This window comes from Marvinbryantia formatexigens DSM 14469 (genome assembly GCF_025148285.1).
GTDB classification, from domain to species: domain Bacteria; phylum Bacillota; class Clostridia; order Lachnospirales; family Lachnospiraceae; genus Marvinbryantia; species Marvinbryantia formatexigens.
On sequence record NZ_CP102268.1, the window covers coordinates 2596565 to 2614119 of the forward strand.

The following is a 17555-nucleotide window of genomic DNA, read 5'->3' on the forward strand; positions in this document are numbered from 1 at the left end:
GAACAAAAATATTCATCCGGATGGAAACGGGAGATTGACATTGCCGGTATTTCGGGCATAATAAAAATGTAAGAAAAAGAATGGACGGGTATATTATGCGAAAGACACAGACGAGAAATACAAAGGGAAAAATTATCGCGGCGGCGTGGAAGCTGTTTTATGAGCAGGGTTATGAGGACACTACGGTTGATGAAATCATCCGTGCGGCACAGACCTCAAAAGGCTCCTTCTATCATTACTTCAGCGGCAAGGACGCGCTTCTGAGCACGCTGGCATATCTGTTTGATGAAAAATATGAGGAGCTGCTCGGTGAAATGGATGAATCTATGGGCAGCTTCGAAAAGCTGATTTATTTAAACAATGAATTGTTTACGATGATCGAGGACAGTATTTCCATTGATTTGCTCGCGCGCCTCTTGTCCACGCAGCTCATCACGCGCGGGGAAAAGTCGCTGCTGGACCGCAACCGCCTGTATTACCGCCTGCTCCGCCAGATAATATCCGAAGGGCAGGAGAAGGGGGAGCTGCGCGCCGATGTTTCCGTGGGCGAAATTGTAAAAATCTATGCGCTCTGCGAGCGCTCCTTTCTCTACGACTGGTGCATATCGGGCGGCGAATACTCCCTGCGCAGCTACTCCCAGCGTATGCTGCCGATGCTGCTGGCGGATTTCCGCTTGTAAACCGGGACGGGATGCGGAGACAATCTGCATAAGGCGGCGGACCAGACTTGCCGCAGAAAGCTGATGTTTAAATGAATTTGCGAAGCTTACTGTGAACGGAGTAAACAGAAATAGGACCTGGGATACCGGAAGTTTATTTGGTATGTTTCCGGATATTGTTCTTCATAATCAATAAGAGAAATGAAAATGAATATTTATAGGACTATAAAATATAATTGACATTTCAAATGAAATATGATATCATCAAAATACCTCTAAAACATTTGTAACAGTTCTGGCATCTCGCCATTATTACAGGAATGAACAGACAGCTATGGGGGATGCAGGAACGCAGAACAGAAGCGTGCCGCCCTCAGAAAAACAGAGACGAAAGGGAGCGCGTAAATGGGACGGAAGAGAGCGCTGCAGTGGCACCCGGCTTTTTTCGCTGCGTTGAGAGCAATGGAGGAGAAAAAGCAGTGCGGTCTGCAGATACAAAGGGAATATAATCTGGGGACGAAACCCAGGCAGATCGATGTTCTGATTACGAAGAATAATCCGGAAAATGAAGCGCGAAGTGGCATCGGAAGGATTTTCAGAAAACATAATATAGTAGAGTATAAGGGACCGTCAGATAAATTAAATTGTAACGACTTTTATAAGGTATGCGGCTATGCGTGCTTTTATATAGGGGATGCGCGGCGGGTACTGGAAATTGACCCGGCTGAGGTTACGCTTACCTTCGTGTGCAGCAGTTATCCGGTGAAGCTGGTACGTCACCTGGCAAAACAGTATGGTATCCGGGTGAAAAAAGAGGAAGCGGGAATTTATTATTTAAAGGGGAGCTGTTTTCCGGCACAGATTATTGTCAGCCGCAGGCTGAATCCGGAAAAGTATCTGTGGCTGTATGCACTTCGCAGTGATTTGGATGCCGGTGAGCTTAAAATGGTCCTTGGAGATTACGAAAAACACCGGGAATCAGTGGATTACCAGTCGATGATGGATATTATCATCCGGGCAAACCGGGAGAGAATGAAGGAGGACGAAATGTGTGAGGCGCTGAAGGAATTATACGAGGAAATATATGCGGAAAAACTGGAAGAGGAATTTGCGGCAAGGGAAAAGCTTGGCGAAGAACGCGGAGAAAAGCGTGGAGAGAGGCGCGGAGAAAAGCGTGGTGAGAGGCGCGGAATCAGGCGCGGCGAAATGATTATGGGCAATCTGGTAAGTGTTTTACTGGAGAGCGGACGCACAGAGGATTTGCAGAGGGCGGCGGAGGATCAGACTTACCGCAGAAAGCTGATGAAGGAGCTTGGAATATCAGGAAGGCGGTCTTAGAAAATGGTTCTGATAATGTTGTACTACAAAAAATACAATAACGTATAAGAAATATTTTTTATTTCGTCTGGTCAAAAAACACTTTAAATAAAAGAAAAAATAAAGATAATATGAAAAATAGTATAGAATTTGGTCTGAACTTCGTTCTGCTTGCGGTACAGAAGCCGCTGTGTTATACTTTCAGAATACGAGCTGCCGGGCACGGCGGTCTGAGGGAGGAGAACGATTATGACAATGATAACACCAAAGGTCTGTATTCTGATTGCGATAGTGGTTTATCTGGCAATGGTGCTTTACATAGGCTACCGCTGTTCGAAGCAGAATAAGAGCACAGATGATTTTTACCTTGGCGGAAGAAAGCTGGGACCATTTGTTACGGCGATGAGCGCCGAGGCTTCGGATATGAGCAGCTGGCTTCTGATGGGACTGCCGGGTGTGGCGTATCTGACCGGCGTTGCGGATGCCGGCTGGACGGCGATTGGGCTTGCCATCGGTACCTACATTAACTGGCTGGTTGTGGCAAGAAGGCTGCGCCGTTATTCACATATTGCGAATAATTCCATTACCCTGCCGCAGTTTTTTAAGAACCGTTACCATGATAAGCATGCGCTGCTGACGATTTCCGCGGTTATTATCGTGATTTTCTTTATTCCGTACACGGCGTCCGGATTTGCGGCGTGCGGAAAGCTGTTTTCCAGCCTGTTCGGCGTGGATTATTTTGCGGCGATGGTGGTCAGTGCGGTCGTTATCGTGGGCTATACGATGCTTGGCGGATTCCTGGCGGCGTCCACCACAGACTTTGTACAGAGTATCATCATGTCTGTTGCGCTGATTGTCGTGCTGGTGTTCGGCGTAAGCGTGGCGGGCGGTTTTGACGCGGTGCTGGAAAATGCGAAGGCACTGCCGGGGTATTTATCTTTCACACAGACCTATGACCCGGTTACGCAGACGGCAGGACCTTACGGAACGATAACCATCTTTTCCATGCTGGCATGGGGGCTTGGCTATTTTGGAATGCCGCATATTCTGCTGCGCTTTATGGCAATCGAGGATGAAAAGAAATTATCCCTGTCCCGCAGGGTGGCAAGCATCTGGGTGGTGATCTCTCTTACAGTTGGCGTTGCCATCGGAATTATCGGCTATACGATGAGCAAGGTCGGGGCGCTGGAGGTGCTGGAAGGCTCGGCGTCGGAAACAATTATTGTAAAAATTGCAGATTTACTCAGCCAGAACGGAATTATCCCGGCGCTGCTTGCGGGGCTGATTCTTGCGGGAATCCTGGCGTCCACGATGTCCACGGCGGATTCGCAGCTTCTGGCGGCATCCTCGGCAGTTTCCTCCGACCTGCTGGGGGAACGTCTGGGGAAAAATGATAAATCCGGTATGCTGGCGGCGCGGATAACACTGCTGGTAATTGCTGTGATCGGTATTTTTCTTGCAAGAGACCCGGACAGCTCGGTATTTGGCATCGTGTCCTTTGCGTGGGCGGGCTTTGGCGCTTCCTTCGGACCGGTTGTGCTGACTGCGCTGTTCTGGAAGCGCTCCAACAAATATGGTGCGCTGGCGGGCATGGTAGCAGGCGGCGTGATGATTTTTGTCTGGAAATATCTCGTGAGACCGTTGGGCGGCGCATGGAATATCTATGAGCTGCTGCCGGCATTTCTGGTTGCGCTTGCCGCTATTATTGTGGTGAGTCTGCTTACTCCGGCGCCGGAGAAATCGATTCTTGAGGAATTTGAGCGCGCCCGCAGCGGAAAACAGGTGTAAAATAACTCCGTAATCAGGCAGATGGCTGGTTACTGTTTGCGTCAGCCTCAGACGTCCGGTTGGTTACTGTTGGCACCAGCCTCAGGCACCCGGTTGGTCATTGTTTGCGCAAGTTTCGGACGCCTGCTGTGAAATCTGTCCGCTGCAAAAATAAAGGGGTTTGAAAGAAACGGGAAATATGGTATGATATGGCTGTCACAGGAAAACTGCGGCAGCCTTTTTGGATATATTCGGAAAGATAAAATGCCGGAAAGACGGTGTGTCGGGGAAACAAAAAATCTTTGTGTACAGAGCGTATTTTATATAAATGACAGGAGGGGCAGAAAATGGGGACTCGTTTTTATAAACTGGCGGCGGTACTTTCGATGTGCATGCTGCTTGCCGGATGCAGGGACAAGGGACCTTCAGAGGTGGAGCTTGCGCGGGATGAGGGAATCAGCTATATGGAGCAGGCGGACTATCAGAATGCCATTACCGCTTTTGAAAATGCGTACAGCCTCTGCGACGAAAAAATGCCGGAGACCAAAACGGACATCAGTCTTTATGAAGCGGCATGTCAGTTTAAGATGGGGGATTTTGAAGGAGTAAAGGATACCTGCAGCAGAATTCTGGAGCTTGCTGAGAATGTGGATGCCTATTACATGCGTGGCGCCGCCTTTTTAAAGCTTGGCGAGGCGGAGCTGGCGAAAGCGGATTTTGATGCGGCATCGCTGCTGGCGCCGGAGGATTACGGGCTGTTTTTAGATATTTATAAGCAGTACGAAGAACAGAACCAGTCGGCTGTCGGGGATGAATATTTGCAGAAAGCGTTAAATATTCCGGGCGAAGAGATGGAAGACTATTATCAGAAGGGAAGCATTTATTTTTATCTCGGAGAATATACAAAAGCCCAGGAAATGCTGGCAAAGCCGGCGGAGGCGAAGCACAAAGAGGCGATGATGCTGATGGGCGAGGTGTATCTTGCGCTGGGCGACAGCGTTCACGCGCGCAATGTATATCAGCAGTATATGGAAGAGTACGGCGAGGCGGCGGAGGCTTACAATGGAATCGTGCTGTGCGAGCTTGCGGACGGAAACTATGACGCGGCAATCTCGTCGGCGGAGACGGGGCTGGCGCTGGAGGCGGACGAGAGCACAAAGCGGGACCTTCTTTATAATGAAATCGTTGCCTATGAGCGCAAGGGAGACTTTGCGACGGCAAAGACGGTAGCGGCACAGTTTGCAGAGCTGTATCCGGATGATGAAGAGGGAAAGAAAGAATACGATTTTCTGAGTACAAGATAAGGAGCGTTTCATGACAGGCATAGAGATTTCAACACCCGAAGAGCGGGTTATTCTGCTGGGGGTCAGTGTGACGGACGCAGACGGGGCAAAGCAGTCTCTGGACGAGCTGGAGGAGCTGGCGAAGACGGCGGGAGCGGTTACGGTCGGAAAAATGCTCCAGAACCGTGAACAGATACATCCGGGCACTTACATCGGCAGGGGGAAAATAGAAGAAGTAAAACAGATGGCATATGCGCTGGAGGCGGATGCCGTCATCTGCGATGACGAGCTGTCGCCCGCCCAGCTTCACAATCTGCAGCAGGAGCTGGATATGAAGGTACTGGACCGGACGCTGATTATTCTGGATATTTTTGCGGCGCGCGCCTCCACCAGCGAGGGAAAAATCCAGGTGGAGCTGGCGCAGCTCAAATACCGGCAGGCGCGTCTGGTGGGACTGCGCAATTCCCTGTCCCGCCTTGGCGGCGGCATCGGCACCAGAGGTCCCGGTGAGAAAAAGCTGGAGATGGACCGCCGCCTGATCAAAGACCGCATCGCACAGCTTAACCGGGAATTGTCAGAGGTGAAGCGGCACCGCGAGGTGACAAGAAGCAGGCGGATGAGGCAGCAGACACCGGTGGCGGCGATTGTCGGCTATACCAACGCGGGCAAGTCGACGCTGCTGAACACACTCACCGGCTCGCAGGTGATGGAGGAGGATAAGCTGTTCGCCACGCTCGACCCGACGACACGCGTGCTGGAGCTGCCCTCCGGGCAGGAAATGCTGCTGACAGATACGGTCGGTTTTATCCGGAAGCTGCCGCATCATCTGATTGATGCGTTCCGCAGTACGCTGGAGGAAGCGAAATATGCGGATATCATTCTGCATGTGGTGGATGCCTCCAATCCGCAGGCGGAGCAGCAGATGGCGGTGGTGTATGAGACGCTGGAGAACCTCGGCGTTTCCGGAAAGACCGTGATTACGCTTTTTAACAAACAGGACAAAACGCTGACGGGGGAGACCCTGCGCGACAGCAGGGCAGACCGGGTGATTCCGGTGTCTGCAAAATATGGCAGCCGTCTGGAAGAACTGAAGGCGGTGCTGGAGGAAATCCTCAATGAGCGGAATGTGCTGATTGAGCGGCTGTATTCCTATAGCGACGCCGGTCTGATACAGCTCATCCGCAGGCACGGGCAGCTTCTTCAGGAGGAATACCGTGCGGACGGCATTTATGTGCGCGCTTATGTGCCGATGGAAATATACGGCGCAGTATCGCCCTAGAGAGATGCGAATTGTACTGATATTCGCAGCACTCCACTCACATGCGCAGTCGTCGCCTCTTTGAGGCTCCAGTTCCGCTCCTTACGGAGCTAAGACTGCTTATGTGGGTGGAGTGTCTGCTTCGCAGACTTGATGTGGCTATACAGCCAGTCTCTTACATGCAAGCATGACGAGCCTGACTGTATAGCCACATCGGCTGCGAATAGTAACTCTTTAGCCAAAAAATTTTCTTGACAATGGTATCCCCGTCGTCATATAATGCAGATGTAGCTACATTCTACAATTTTTTATTTATTTATGGAGGTACCGAAATGAACAAGGGTACAGTTAAGTGGTTCAACGCAGAAAAGGGTTATGGATTTATCACAGGCGAAGACGGAGCAGATGTATTTGTACATTTCTCAGCTATCCAGGGTGAAGGATTCAAATCTCTGGAAGAAGGTCAGGCTGTTTCTTACGATTTGACAGAAGGCGCTCGCGGAATGCAGGCAGCTAACGTTGTTAAATTATAAATGACAGAGTAATTCCTACTAGCGTAAAAAAGGAGCTGCCGCACAGTTGATGAGGTCAACTGCGGCAGCACTTTTTTGTTGCCAGGCATACGACAAAAACGTCCGCTGGACGTTTTGTGGTTGTCATGCATCCGAAAGGAGCTGCCAGCGGCAGGTCCTGCAGGTTCTATTTGATTTTGATAAACAGCCGTATAGGCGGGGAGACATTATGCCGGATATTATATATGAAGATAAGCAGCTTCTGGTCTGCCGAAAGCCTGCCGGGCTTGCCGTGCAGAACGCTTCGTTTGGCAGGATGGATCTGGAGAGCATGGTGCGCAACTATCTTATGGAAAAGAGCGGAAAGCCGAATCCATACCTTGGCGTGGTACACCGTCTGGACCAGCCGGTGCAGGGACTGCTCGTTTTTGCGAAAACACCGGCTGCTGCGGCAGCTCTGAGCGCCCAGGTACAGGACGGGCGGATGACAAAGGAATATCTTGCCGTCGTCTGTGGAAAGCTGCCGGAAAAAGAGGGAGAGCTGGTTCATTTTCTGAAAAAGGAGCCTGCCGGAAACTGTTCGCGCGCGGTGGGAGAAAAGACGCCGGGCGCAAAACGGGCGGAGCTGTCCTACCGGGTGCTTGCGGAGGCGGACGGACGCGCGCTCGTGCGGATAAAATTGAAGACGGGGCGGCATCATCAGATTCGTGTGCAGATGGTGGCCTGCGGCGCGCCGCTTTACGGGGATGCAAAATACAATCCGGGGGCGCAGCGCGGGGAACGGCTGGCACTGTGCGCGGACAGGCTGTCCTTTGTGCATCCGGCGGGCGGAAAGAGAGTGGAATTTACCTGCCGCCCGGATAATTTTCCGGCTCCCTGGGAAGGCTGAAAGCAGGCGCCGGAACCTGGAAAGACGGGCAGGCTGAAAGTAGGTGCCGGAGCCTGGAAAAATGGGAAGGCTGAAAGCAGGTGCCGGAGCCTGGAAAAACGGGAAGATAGAAAACAGGCAATGGAAATCAGAAAAACGGGAAGACAGAAAATAATACCGGCAAGCTGGCGGGAAGGAGAAAGGGAACGATGATAAAACTGGCGGCATCGGATATAGACGGGACGCTGGTCCCGGAGGGAACAAACGAACTGAATGCGGATATTTATGAGGTGATCCGCAGGCTGCAGGAAAAGGGCGTCCTGTTTGCGGCGGCGAGCGGACGGCATTACAGCAGCATGCGGTATCTCTTCAATGAAATTGCAGACGATATCTTTTTTGTCACCGAAAACGGTTCCTGTGTGCTGAAAAATGACAGGATTATTTCTGTGACTTACATTCCGGCGGAGACGGCGGAAGCGATTGTGCGGTATCTGCACAGCCGCGGCGAGACGGAAATCATTCTCTCCACACCGGAGACGCTCTATACAGAATCTCCGAGAAAGGAGTTCCAGGACGGACTGAGAGCGCTTCACATTCATTTGAAAGTGGTCCCGGACCTGCTTCCCTATTGTAAAAAGACAAACAAAATTGCCGTCTACCGGCAGGAAAATCCGGAGGAGCTGGAGGAGGAGCTGCAGAAGCGGTTCGGGGAGGCGCTGAACGTGGTGAAAGCGGGAACCTGCTGGATCGACTGTATGGACAAAACGGCGGACAAGGGCATCGCTCTGCGGCGGCTGCAGGAAACGCTGCATATTACGAAGGCGGAGACGATGGCTTTTGGAGACAACTGCAATGATATCGGTATGATAAAGCAGGCGGGCGAGAGCTATGCAGTGGCGAACGCGCATCCGGCGCTGAAGGCGGCGGCAAGGTACGTGGCGCCCTCGTACAGAGAGGACGGCGTTCTGCGCACCTTAAAAGAAAAAGTGCTGGCAGAGGACGGGAAATAAAAGCCTCTGCTACAATCACGACACATGGCTCATTGCCCGCGGGAATAAAGGAAAGAACCTGCCTTGCGGGAATAAACAGAAAGAATACCGTGCATACTAAGGAAAACGAAAAACGCCGCTTTTGATAAACGCTGCGGAACCGGAAAAGATGGGGGATGAGTATGCACAAGCCATATAAGGATGCCATAAAACTTACGGGAATTGCCATCGCAGTATTTCTTGGAATGAAGTACATACTGCCGGTCGCGATTCCTTTTTTCATTGCCTGGGTGCTGGTGCGCTTTCTGATGCCGGGAGCGGTTTTTCTGGAAGAAAAGCTGCATCTGAAAAAGGTGCTGGCGGGCGGGATTCTGCTGGTGCTGCTGACAGGCGCGGCGGGAATCGCGCTGTATCTGCTCGGAAGCACGCTGATCCGGCAGGTATGCAATCTGGCGGCTAATTTTGACATCTATATGCAGAAAGCGGAAAATCTGCTGAAGGTGTGCTGCAGCGCTGTGGAGAAAAACACCGGCATCCACGCGCAGGCGGTGGAGAATTTTATCTACGACAATATGCTGGTGGTGGAGCAGCGGCTCCAGACCTATGCGGTGCCCGATGTTCTGAAGAATTCTATTTCGTATCTGATGTCAATGCTGGAATGGCTCGGCGTGGTGCTGATTGTATTTGTATCCTACATGCTGATTTTAAAGGACTACGAAAAACTGGGAGAGGTGCTGAAAAAATACGGCATCTACGAGCGGACGCGCAAAATAAATGCGGCGATGATGTCACTGGGCGGCGCCTGGCTGCGCGCGCAGCTTCTGATTATTCTGACGGTCACGATTATCTGTGTGGCGGGTCTGGCGCTCCTGGGATATCCTTACGCGCTGCTGCTGGGAATTGTCATCGGGCTTCTCGACGCGCTCCCCTTTATCGGCACCGGAACCATCCTGGTGCCGTGGGGCGTAATCCAGATGTTTACCGGAAAATTCTGGCTTGGCGTCTGTCTGATCGTATTGTTCCTGATTATCAATACGCTGCGGGAGTTTCTGGAGCCGAAGCTGATTGGCGACCGCATGGGGATTTATCCGATTGCGATGGTAGCCGCCGTCTATGTCGGAATCTGCGTGTACGGCGTTGCCGGGGTGGTGCTTGGTCCCATCAGTCTGATGCTGATAATTGAGATATTCCGGGAAATGCGGGAAGAAAAAGATATGAAATAAAACCGTAAACGAAGGATACCGCCGGAAGCCGGGGAGGTATCGCGAAAATGGCAGATAGACGAAAATGATGATATGCACAATTTTCAGACGAAGAAGCGAAATTATCCGGAGGATTTTTGAAACTTAACTGGACATTTTGCTTAAAATGCATTAGAATGAGAACCAAATGAAAGGGAGGAGCGTGTATGAATTTTAAGAAAGATGTATACCGGAACATCGCAATGATCACCCAGATAGGCATCAGCATGCTTGCCCCTGTTATTTTATGCGTCTTTATAGGGACACAGCTTGATGAGCATTTCGGCTGGAACACGGTGCTGCCGCTTCTGATTCTGGGGATTCTGGCAGGCTGCCGCAATACCTGGATGCTGATGCAGGAAATGATACCGAAGGATAAAAAATCCGGAAAGAGGGATAGAGGCGATGGAGCGGATTAAGCGTTTTTGTAAAAACTTACATCCGACGCTGAAGGAGCTGCTCTGCGGGATATTTCTGTGGGGACTGCTGCTTGCTCTGGTGCTTGTCTGGTTTTCGGATTCGAAGCCGGCGTTTCTGCTCAGTCTCTTTGCGGGTGTCCTTGCAGCCGCAGGCATGGCGTTCCACATGTGTCATTTTATCGAGGATTCCCTGGAGCTTACGCAGGAGGATGCCTCCAGACACATGAAAAAAGGCACTGTTCTGCGCATAGCGGCGGCAATGGTGCTGGCGGTGCTGGTATGGCTGCTCGACGGGGATATCGTCGCGGTATTTCTCGGACTGCTTACGCTGAAGCTGGGGGCTTACACACAGCCACTGATACACAGGCTCACCGGCAGGGCGAAAAAAGCATAATGGCGCATGATTAATTACAGAAAGAAGGTGAGAAGGTGGAAAGTGCTGGTTTTAGCGGAGGATTCCTGCTGTCGGGAGGAAACGATGTAGACTTTATGGTACATGGTCTCATCAAATACGAGCTGTTCGGTCAGGAACTCTGGATTACCACGACCCATGTCAGCGTCCTCATTGTGATGGCGGCGCTTCTGATTTTTGCCATTGCGGCAAACCGCAGAATGAAGCGTGCCGAGGAGATTCCGGGAGGCTTTCAGAATGTGGTGGAGCTGATCGTGGAAATGCTGGACAAGATGGTTGAGGGCAGTATGGGCAAATATGCCGGGAAATTTGTCAATTACATCAGTGCCCTGTTTTTGTTTATCTTTGTCAGCAACATATCCGGTCTTTTCGGACTGCGACCGCCCACTGCGGATTACGGCGTTACATTGCCGCTCGGTCTGATTACGTTTGGGATTATCCAGTACAACAATATCAAGTACAATAAGGCCGGGGCTTTTACAGGGCTGTTTCAGCCGCTGCCGCTTTTGTTCCCAATCAATCTGATTGGTGAAATCGCAGTACCGTTTTCACTGTCCCTGCGTCTTTTCGGCAACATCCTGTCGGGTACGGTTATGATGTCCCTGATCTATCAGTTGCTCACAAAATTCGCAGTTGGCTGGCCGGGCATTCTGCATATTTATTTTGATGTGTTCTCCGGAGCAATCCAGACATACGTATTCTGTATGCTGACGATGGTATTTACCAGAGACAAGATGCCGGGAGAAGATTAAAGGAAAAAATTTAAACAGGAGGAATAAAAAATGATTACAAACGAAGGTTTAATTTTAGCGTGTTCTGCAATCGGGGCAGGTCTGGCAATGATAGCCGGTGTTGGTCCTGGTATCGGACAGGGTATCGCAGCAGGTTACGGTGCAAACGCCGTTGGAAGAAATCCGGGCGCAAAATCCGACATTACCTCCACGATGCTTCTTGGACAGGCTGTTGCCGAGACGACCGGTCTGTACGGTCTTGCAATCGCGTTCATTCTGCTGTTCGCAAACCCGCTGCTGGGCAAACTGTGATGCCAGGGGCAAAGGTCAGAAACCACGTCGTGCCTGCACGAAGGTGGTTGAATGACTCTGGGACCCGCTAAAATATCACAATATATAAAAGCAGGCAGAATTAAAGAAAAACGCTGCCGCAGTTCCGCGAGGTGTTTCGACCGGAAGGGAGAAACCTGAGATATGTGGCGCCGGACGAGGTCCGTGTGCATCGCGAAGCGGTTCTGCGAGCGCAGCGAGCAGAAAGGAGGCGAAACCGTGGAAAGGTTATTTAATCTGGATCCGCAGCTTCTGGCGGATACCGTGCTTCTGATGCTTGCCATGCTGGTAATGTACACGCTTCTGTCCTATCTGCTTTTCAATCCGGCAAGGGATTTCCTGAAAAAGCGGCAGGAGAGAATCAAAAATGACATTGATACAGCGCAGGCGGACAAGGAGCAGGCAAAGCTGCTGAAGGAAGACTACGATGCCAGAATTAAAAATATCAACAAAGAAGCAGACGAGATTTTAAGTCAGGCGAGACAGAAGGCCCTGCAGAACGCGGAGGACATCAAGGCGCAGGCAAATGAAGAGGCGGCGCGCATCATCGCGCGGGCGCAGGCGCAGATCGAGCTTGATAAAAAGAAGGCTGCGGACGATATGAAGAAAGAAATGATTTCCATTGCTTCGCTCATGGCAGGGAAAGTGGTTGCTGCATCCATCAATACGGAGGTGCAGGAATCCCTCATGGAAGAAACCTTAAAGGAAATAGGTGATGATACATGGCAAAGTTAGTATCCAAAACATATGGCGATGCCCTGTTCGACCTTTCCGTAGAGGAAAACAGTGTGGATGCCATGATGCAGGAGGTGCTTGCCGTCCGGGAAGCATTGGCGGAAAATCCGGATCTGGCACAGGTTCTGCGTAATCCGGACATCGGAAAAGAAGAAAAGCTGAACCTGGTGGAAAAGGTATTTAAAGGCCGCGTCAGCGACAATCTGACAGGCTTTCTGCGCATCGTTGTCGACAAACAGCGATACGGCGAGCTGGATGCCATATTGGATTATTTCGTGGCAAGAGTAAAGGAATACAAAAAAATCGGCATGGCACATGTCACCTCGCCGATGGAGCTTTCCGAAGAATGGAAAGCGCGGATCAAAGAAAAGCTGCTGGCGACGACCGGCTATGTGGAAATGGAAATGACCTATGCCGTCGACCCTGGATTGATCGGCGGGCTGGTTATCCGCATCGGCGATACCGTGGTGGACAGCAGCGTCCGCAGCAGGCTGGCAGACGTTGTCCGCAGGCTGCAGAGAACGTCACTGGAACCGCAGAAGGAAATGCGGGAATAAGATAGAAAGGACACAAACCTCATGAATTTAAGACCAGAGGAAATCAGTTCTGTAATTAAGGACGAGATAAAAAAATATTCCTCCAAAATGTCTGTTTCAAATGTGGGAACGGTCATGCAGGTGTCGGACGGGATTGCCCGTATTCATGGTCTTGAGAGCGCAATGCAGGGCGAGCTGCTGGAATTTCCGGGAGAAGTCGAGGGCATGGTGCTCAACCTGGAAGAGGACAATGTCGGCGCCGTACTGCTCAGCGATGCGACCAGCATCAGCGAGGGCGATACGGTAAAGACGACCGGACGGGTGGTTTCCGTGCCGGTCGGCGATGGTATGCTCGGCAGAGTTGTCAACGCGCTTGGTCACCCGATTGACGGAAAGGGGCCCATCCCTTCCGACAAGACAAGGGAAATTGAGCGTGTGGCTCCCGGCGTTATCACCAGAAAATCCGTAGACACGCCGCTGCAGACGGGTATCAAGGCGATCGACTCGATGGTGCCCATCGGACGCGGACAGCGTGAGCTGATTATCGGAGACAGACAGACTGGAAAGACTGCCATTGCGATTGATACGATCATCAATCAGAAAGGGCAGGGCGTAAAATGTATTTATGTGGCAATCGGACAGAAATCTTCTACCGTTGCCAATATTGTAAAAACTTTGGAAGAATACGGGGCGATGGATTATACGACCGTGGTTGCTTCCACTGCCAGCGAGCTTGCGCCGCTGCAGTATATTGCACCGTACAGCGGCTGCGCGATCGGTGAGGAATGGATGGAGAACGGCGACGACGTGCTGATCATCTATGATGATTTATCTAAGCATGCGGCGGCTTACCGTACGCTGTCCCTGCTGCTGAGGCGTCCGCCAGGCCGTGAGGCATATCCGGGAGACGTTTTCTACCTGCACTCCAGACTGCTGGAGCGTGCGGCGAAGCTCTCGGACGAGCTGGGCGGCGGTTCCCTGACAGCGCTCCCGATTATCGAGACGCAGGCGGGCGACGTATCCGCATACATTCCGACAAACGTTATCTCCATCACGGACGGTCAGATCTATCTGGAGACCGAAATGTTCAATTCCGGCTTCCGTCCGGCGGTAAACGCGGGTCTTTCCGTATCCCGTGTAGGCGGCGCGGCGCAGATCAAGGCAATGAAGAAGATTGCGGCGCCTATCCGTGTCGAGCTGGCACAGTACCGCGAGCTGGCGGCGTTCTCACAGTTCGGTTCCGAGCTGGATGCCGACACCAAGGAAAAGCTGGCACAGGGCGAGCGTCTGAAAGAAATTCTGAAGCAGACGCAGTATCATCCGATGCCGGTTGCGGAGCAGGTTATGATTATTTATGCCGCCACCAGAAAGTATCTGCTGGATATTGCGGTGGAGGATATTCTGCCTTTCCAGGATGCGCTGTTTGAACTGGTGCATACCAAGTATCCGGAAATACCGAAGGCGATCAACGAAACGAAGGAGCTTCCGGAGGAGACGGAGAAGCTGCTGGTGCAGGCAATCGGAGAGTGCAAGGAAAATTTTAAAAAGTAAGGGGTGATACCAAATGGCTTCCATGAGAGACATACAGAGGCGTAAAAGCAGTGTATCGAGCATCGGACAGATTACAAAAGCCATGAAGCTGGTATCTACCGTAAAACTGCAGAAGACGAAGCAGCGTGCGGAGCAGGCAAAACCATATTTCGACAAGATGTACCGCACGGTTGCGCATATCCTGTCACATTCCGGACAGATACAGCATCCTTACCTGCAGGGCGGGGAGAGTAAGAAGAAATGCATCATCACCATTACCTCCAACCGTGGACTTGCGGGCGGCTACAATTCCGGCGTGGAAAAGCTTATCACCGGAAGCGGCTTTGCAAAAGAGGATGTGGAGCTGATTACCATCGGAAGAAAGGGCAGGGAGTTCCTGGAGCGGAGAGGCTATACGATTCGCGCCGACTACAGCGATGTCATGAACAACCCGATGTACTCGGATGCGCATGAAATCAGCGAGGCGGTGCTGAAAGCGTTCACGGACGGCGAGATCGGTGAGATTTATGTGGCGTACACGGCTTTTAAAAATACAGTCGTGCATGTTCCGACGCTTATGAAGCTGCTTCCTGTGAAGTTTACCGACGAGGAGCTGGAGGCGGGCACCGAAAAGACCCGCCAGCGCGAGGCGGATATGAATACGCCGATGAATTACGAGCCGGCGGAGGAGCAGTCGCTGGATATCATCATTCCGAAATATGTGACCAGCATTCTGTTCGGCTCGCTGATCGAGGCGGCAGCCAGCGAAAACGGAGCCAGAATGCAGGCGATGGATTCGGCGACCAGCAATGCGGAGGAAATGATAGAAAGCCTGTCTCTGCAGTATAACCGGGCGCGTCAGAGCTCGATTACGCAGGAATTGACAGAGATTATTGCCGGTGCGGAAGCAATCAGCTAGGCACCTGGCGGATAAGGAGTGAGAGAAAAAGAATGTCAGAACAAGTAAAAGGCAAAATCACTCAGATTATCGGTGCGGTACTTGACATTAAGTTTCCGGAGGGCAAGCTTCCGGGTATATACGACGCTATCCATATCCCGACGGCGGACGGCAAAACACTGGTGGTGGAGGTTGCCCAGCATCTGGGCGACGACACCGTAAAGTGTATCGCTATGGGACCGACGGACGGTCTGGTGCGCGGAATGGAGGCAATCTCCACGGGAGCGCCGATTATGGTGCCGGTAGGAGAAAAGACCCTCGGACGCATCTTTAATGTGATTGGTGAGCCGATTGACAATAAGGAAGCGCCGAAGGACGTGCAGTATCTGCCTATCCACAGGGACGCGCCGGATTTTGAGGAGCAGGCTACCTCAACAGAAATGCTGGAGACCGGCATCAAGGTGGTCGACCTGCTCTGCCCCTACCAGAAGGGTGGAAAGACCGGTCTGTTCGGTGGCGCTGGAGTGGGAAAAACGGTCCTGATTCAGGAGCTTATCCGGAACATCGCGACCGAGCACGGCGGCTACTCCGTATTTACCGGTGTAGGCGAGCGTACCCGTGAGGGAAACGATCTGTACCACGAAATGTCTGAGTCGGGCGTTATTAATAAAACCACGATGGTATTCGGGCAGATGAACGAGCCGCCCGGAGCCAGAATGCGTGTGGGACTTACAGGTCTTACAATGGCGGAGTATTTCCGTGATGAGGGCGGCAAGGACGTGCTGCTGTTCATCGATAATATTTTCCGTTTCACACAGGCAGGCTCCGAGGTGTCCGCACTTCTTGGTCGTATGCCTTCCGCCGTTGGCTACCAGCCGACGCTGCAGACGGAAATGGGCGCTCTGCAGGAGCGTATTACATCTACAAAGCATGGTTCCATCACCTCCGTTCAGGCGGTTTACGTGCCTGCGGATGACCTGACGGACCCGGCTCCGGCGACGACCTTCGCACATCTGGATGCGACCACCGTATTATCGCGTTCCATCGTGGAGCTCGGTATTTATCCGGCGGTAGACCCGCTGGAATCCACGTCCCGTATCCTCGACCCGCGCATCGTGGGTGAGGAGCATTACAAGGTGGCGCGCGGCGTGCAGGAGATTCTGCAGAAGTATAAGGAGCTGCAGGATATCATCGCGATCCTTGGTATGGATGAGCTTTCCGAGGATGAAAAGCTGATTGTCAGCCGTGCGAGAAAAATCCAGAGATTTTTGTCACAGCCGTTCTATGTTGCACAGCAGTTCACCGGAACAGAGGGACGTTATGTGCCGATTGCCGAGACCATCCGTGGTTTCCGTGAGATTCTGGAAGGGAAGCATGACGACATACCGGAGAGTATGTTCCTCAATGCCGGTACGATTGACGATGTTCTTGCCCGTGTGAAGTAGGTGAGCGTATGGCAGATGATAAATTGTTTCAACTGAATATCATTTCACCGGAGCGCATTTTCTATGAGGGAAAGGCGGTTATGGTGGAGCTGACGACCAGTGAGGGAGAGGTGGGTATTTACAAAAACCATATCCCGATGACGCTGCTGATCGTTCCGGGCATTGTCACCATCACGGAGGAGGACGGCAGCAAGAGGCTCGCCGCCATTCACAGTGGTTTCATGGAGGTGCTTCCGGATAAGGTCACCATTATGGCGGAGGTGGCAGAGTGGCCGGAGGAAATCGATGTCAACCGGGCGAAGGAAGCGCAGGTCCGCGCGGAGCGCCGCCTGCAGAGAAAAGACCCGATGCTCAACCTCAACCGCGCCGAAATGGCGCTGCGCAAAGCGCTTGTGCGTCAGGAGCTGGCGGACACCGTGAAAAATACAAAATAAAAATACAGTACAGGAATTTAAGGAGGCGGGATAACCGTCTCCTTTTTGCAATGCATACGACAAAAACGTCCGGTGGATGTTTAGTTGCCGTGCATCCGGAGGGCAGTTTTTTAGATATTTTGTGTTGATATTTCAATAGACAGCCCTGGGGATTTTTGCTAAGATAAGTAAAAATCGACATTATAGCAGTT

General features: G+C 51.9%; 19 protein-coding genes. All 19 read left to right on the plus strand.

Annotated features, from left to right (window positions below):
• Positions 1-95: 95 nt before the first annotated feature.
• The 19 genes from NQ534_RS12250 to atpC all read left to right on the plus strand — a co-directional run bounded on the left by NQ534_RS12250 (position 96) and on the right by atpC (position 17364).
• Entirely contained in the window at positions 96-680 is a 585-nt protein-coding gene (locus tag NQ534_RS12250; protein ID WP_040781814.1) for a TetR/AcrR family transcriptional regulator, read from the plus strand.
• A 384-nt stretch (positions 681-1064) separates the two neighbouring features.
• The gene (locus tag NQ534_RS12255; protein ID WP_006860452.1) at positions 1065-1997 is read left to right on the plus strand and encodes a hypothetical protein; all 933 of its coding nucleotides are present in this window, start codon (positions 1065-1067) and stop codon (positions 1995-1997) included.
• Positions 1998-2231: 234 nt separating this feature from the next.
• Positions 2232-3764 (plus strand): sodium/proline symporter, encoded by a 1533-nt coding sequence (locus tag NQ534_RS12260; protein WP_040781811.1) that lies wholly within the window; start codon positions 2232-2234, stop codon positions 3762-3764.
• A gap of 326 nt (positions 3765-4090) precedes the next feature.
• Positions 4091-5047: a tetratricopeptide repeat protein gene (locus tag NQ534_RS12265; protein WP_006860449.1), complete on the plus strand. Its 957-nt coding sequence runs from the start codon at positions 4091-4093 to the stop codon at positions 5045-5047.
• Between the two features lie 10 nt (positions 5048-5057).
• A complete protein-coding gene (hflX, locus tag NQ534_RS12270; RefSeq protein ID WP_006860448.1) occupies positions 5058-6305 on the plus strand; it encodes a GTPase HflX in 1248 nt (415 codons plus the stop codon).
• 311 nt (positions 6306-6616) lie between these two features.
• On the plus strand, positions 6617-6817 hold the full coding sequence (locus NQ534_RS12275; RefSeq protein WP_040781595.1) for a cold-shock protein: 201 nt from the start codon (positions 6617-6619) through the stop codon (positions 6815-6817).
• Between the two features lie 208 nt (positions 6818-7025).
• Positions 7026-7685, plus strand: a complete 660-nt coding sequence (locus NQ534_RS12280) for an RluA family pseudouridine synthase (RefSeq protein ID WP_040781593.1) — start codon at positions 7026-7028, stop codon at positions 7683-7685.
• Between the two features lie 188 nt (positions 7686-7873).
• Positions 7874-8674 carry an HAD family hydrolase gene (locus NQ534_RS12285; protein ID WP_006860445.1) on the plus strand — a complete coding sequence of 267 codons (801 nt, stop codon included), beginning with the start codon at positions 7874-7876 and terminating at the stop codon, positions 8672-8674.
• A 161-nt stretch (positions 8675-8835) separates the two neighbouring features.
• Positions 8836-9876 carry a sporulation integral membrane protein YtvI gene (gene ytvI, locus NQ534_RS12290; RefSeq protein WP_157200714.1) on the plus strand — a complete coding sequence of 347 codons (1041 nt, stop codon included), beginning with the start codon at positions 8836-8838 and terminating at the stop codon, positions 9874-9876.
• Between the two features lie 185 nt (positions 9877-10061).
• On the plus strand, positions 10062-10313 hold the full coding sequence (locus tag NQ534_RS12295; protein WP_006860442.1) for an AtpZ/AtpI family protein: 252 nt from the start codon (positions 10062-10064) through the stop codon (positions 10311-10313).
• Positions 10300-10707 carry an ATP synthase subunit I gene (locus NQ534_RS12300; RefSeq protein WP_006860441.1) on the plus strand — a complete coding sequence of 136 codons (408 nt, stop codon included), beginning with the start codon at positions 10300-10302 and terminating at the stop codon, positions 10705-10707. The genes NQ534_RS12295 and NQ534_RS12300 overlap by 14 nt, the downstream gene beginning before the upstream one ends.
• A gap of 95 nt (positions 10708-10802) precedes the next feature.
• Positions 10803-11477: a F0F1 ATP synthase subunit A gene (atpB, locus tag NQ534_RS12305; RefSeq protein WP_050778263.1), complete on the plus strand. Its 675-nt coding sequence runs from the start codon at positions 10803-10805 to the stop codon at positions 11475-11477.
• Positions 11478-11507: 30 nt separating this feature from the next.
• Positions 11508-11768: an ATP synthase F0 subunit C gene (atpE, locus tag NQ534_RS12310; protein WP_006860439.1), complete on the plus strand. Its 261-nt coding sequence runs from the start codon at positions 11508-11510 to the stop codon at positions 11766-11768.
• 237 nt (positions 11769-12005) lie between these two features.
• A complete protein-coding gene (gene atpF / locus NQ534_RS12315; RefSeq protein ID WP_040781809.1) occupies positions 12006-12521 on the plus strand; it encodes a F0F1 ATP synthase subunit B in 516 nt (171 codons plus the stop codon).
• The gene (atpH, locus tag NQ534_RS12320; protein ID WP_006860437.1) at positions 12509-13078 is read left to right on the plus strand and encodes an ATP synthase F1 subunit delta; all 570 of its coding nucleotides are present in this window, start codon (positions 12509-12511) and stop codon (positions 13076-13078) included. Before atpF ends, atpH begins: the two co-directional genes overlap by 13 nt.
• Before the next feature lie 21 nt (positions 13079-13099).
• Entirely contained in the window at positions 13100-14608 is a 1509-nt protein-coding gene (gene atpA / locus NQ534_RS12325; RefSeq protein ID WP_006860436.1) for a F0F1 ATP synthase subunit alpha, read from the plus strand.
• 13 nt (positions 14609-14621) lie between these two features.
• Complete coding sequence (atpG, locus tag NQ534_RS12330; protein WP_006860435.1) at positions 14622-15506, plus strand: ATP synthase F1 subunit gamma; 885 nt, start codon at positions 14622-14624, stop codon at positions 15504-15506.
• Positions 15507-15538: 32 nt separating this feature from the next.
• The gene (atpD, locus tag NQ534_RS12335) at positions 15539-16930 is read left to right on the plus strand and encodes a F0F1 ATP synthase subunit beta (protein ID WP_006860434.1); all 1392 of its coding nucleotides are present in this window, start codon (positions 15539-15541) and stop codon (positions 16928-16930) included.
• Positions 16931-16938: 8 nt separating this feature from the next.
• Positions 16939-17364 (plus strand): ATP synthase F1 subunit epsilon, encoded by a 426-nt coding sequence (atpC, locus tag NQ534_RS12340; RefSeq protein ID WP_006860433.1) that lies wholly within the window; start codon positions 16939-16941, stop codon positions 17362-17364.
• The last annotated feature ends 191 nt before the right edge of the window (positions 17365-17555 follow it).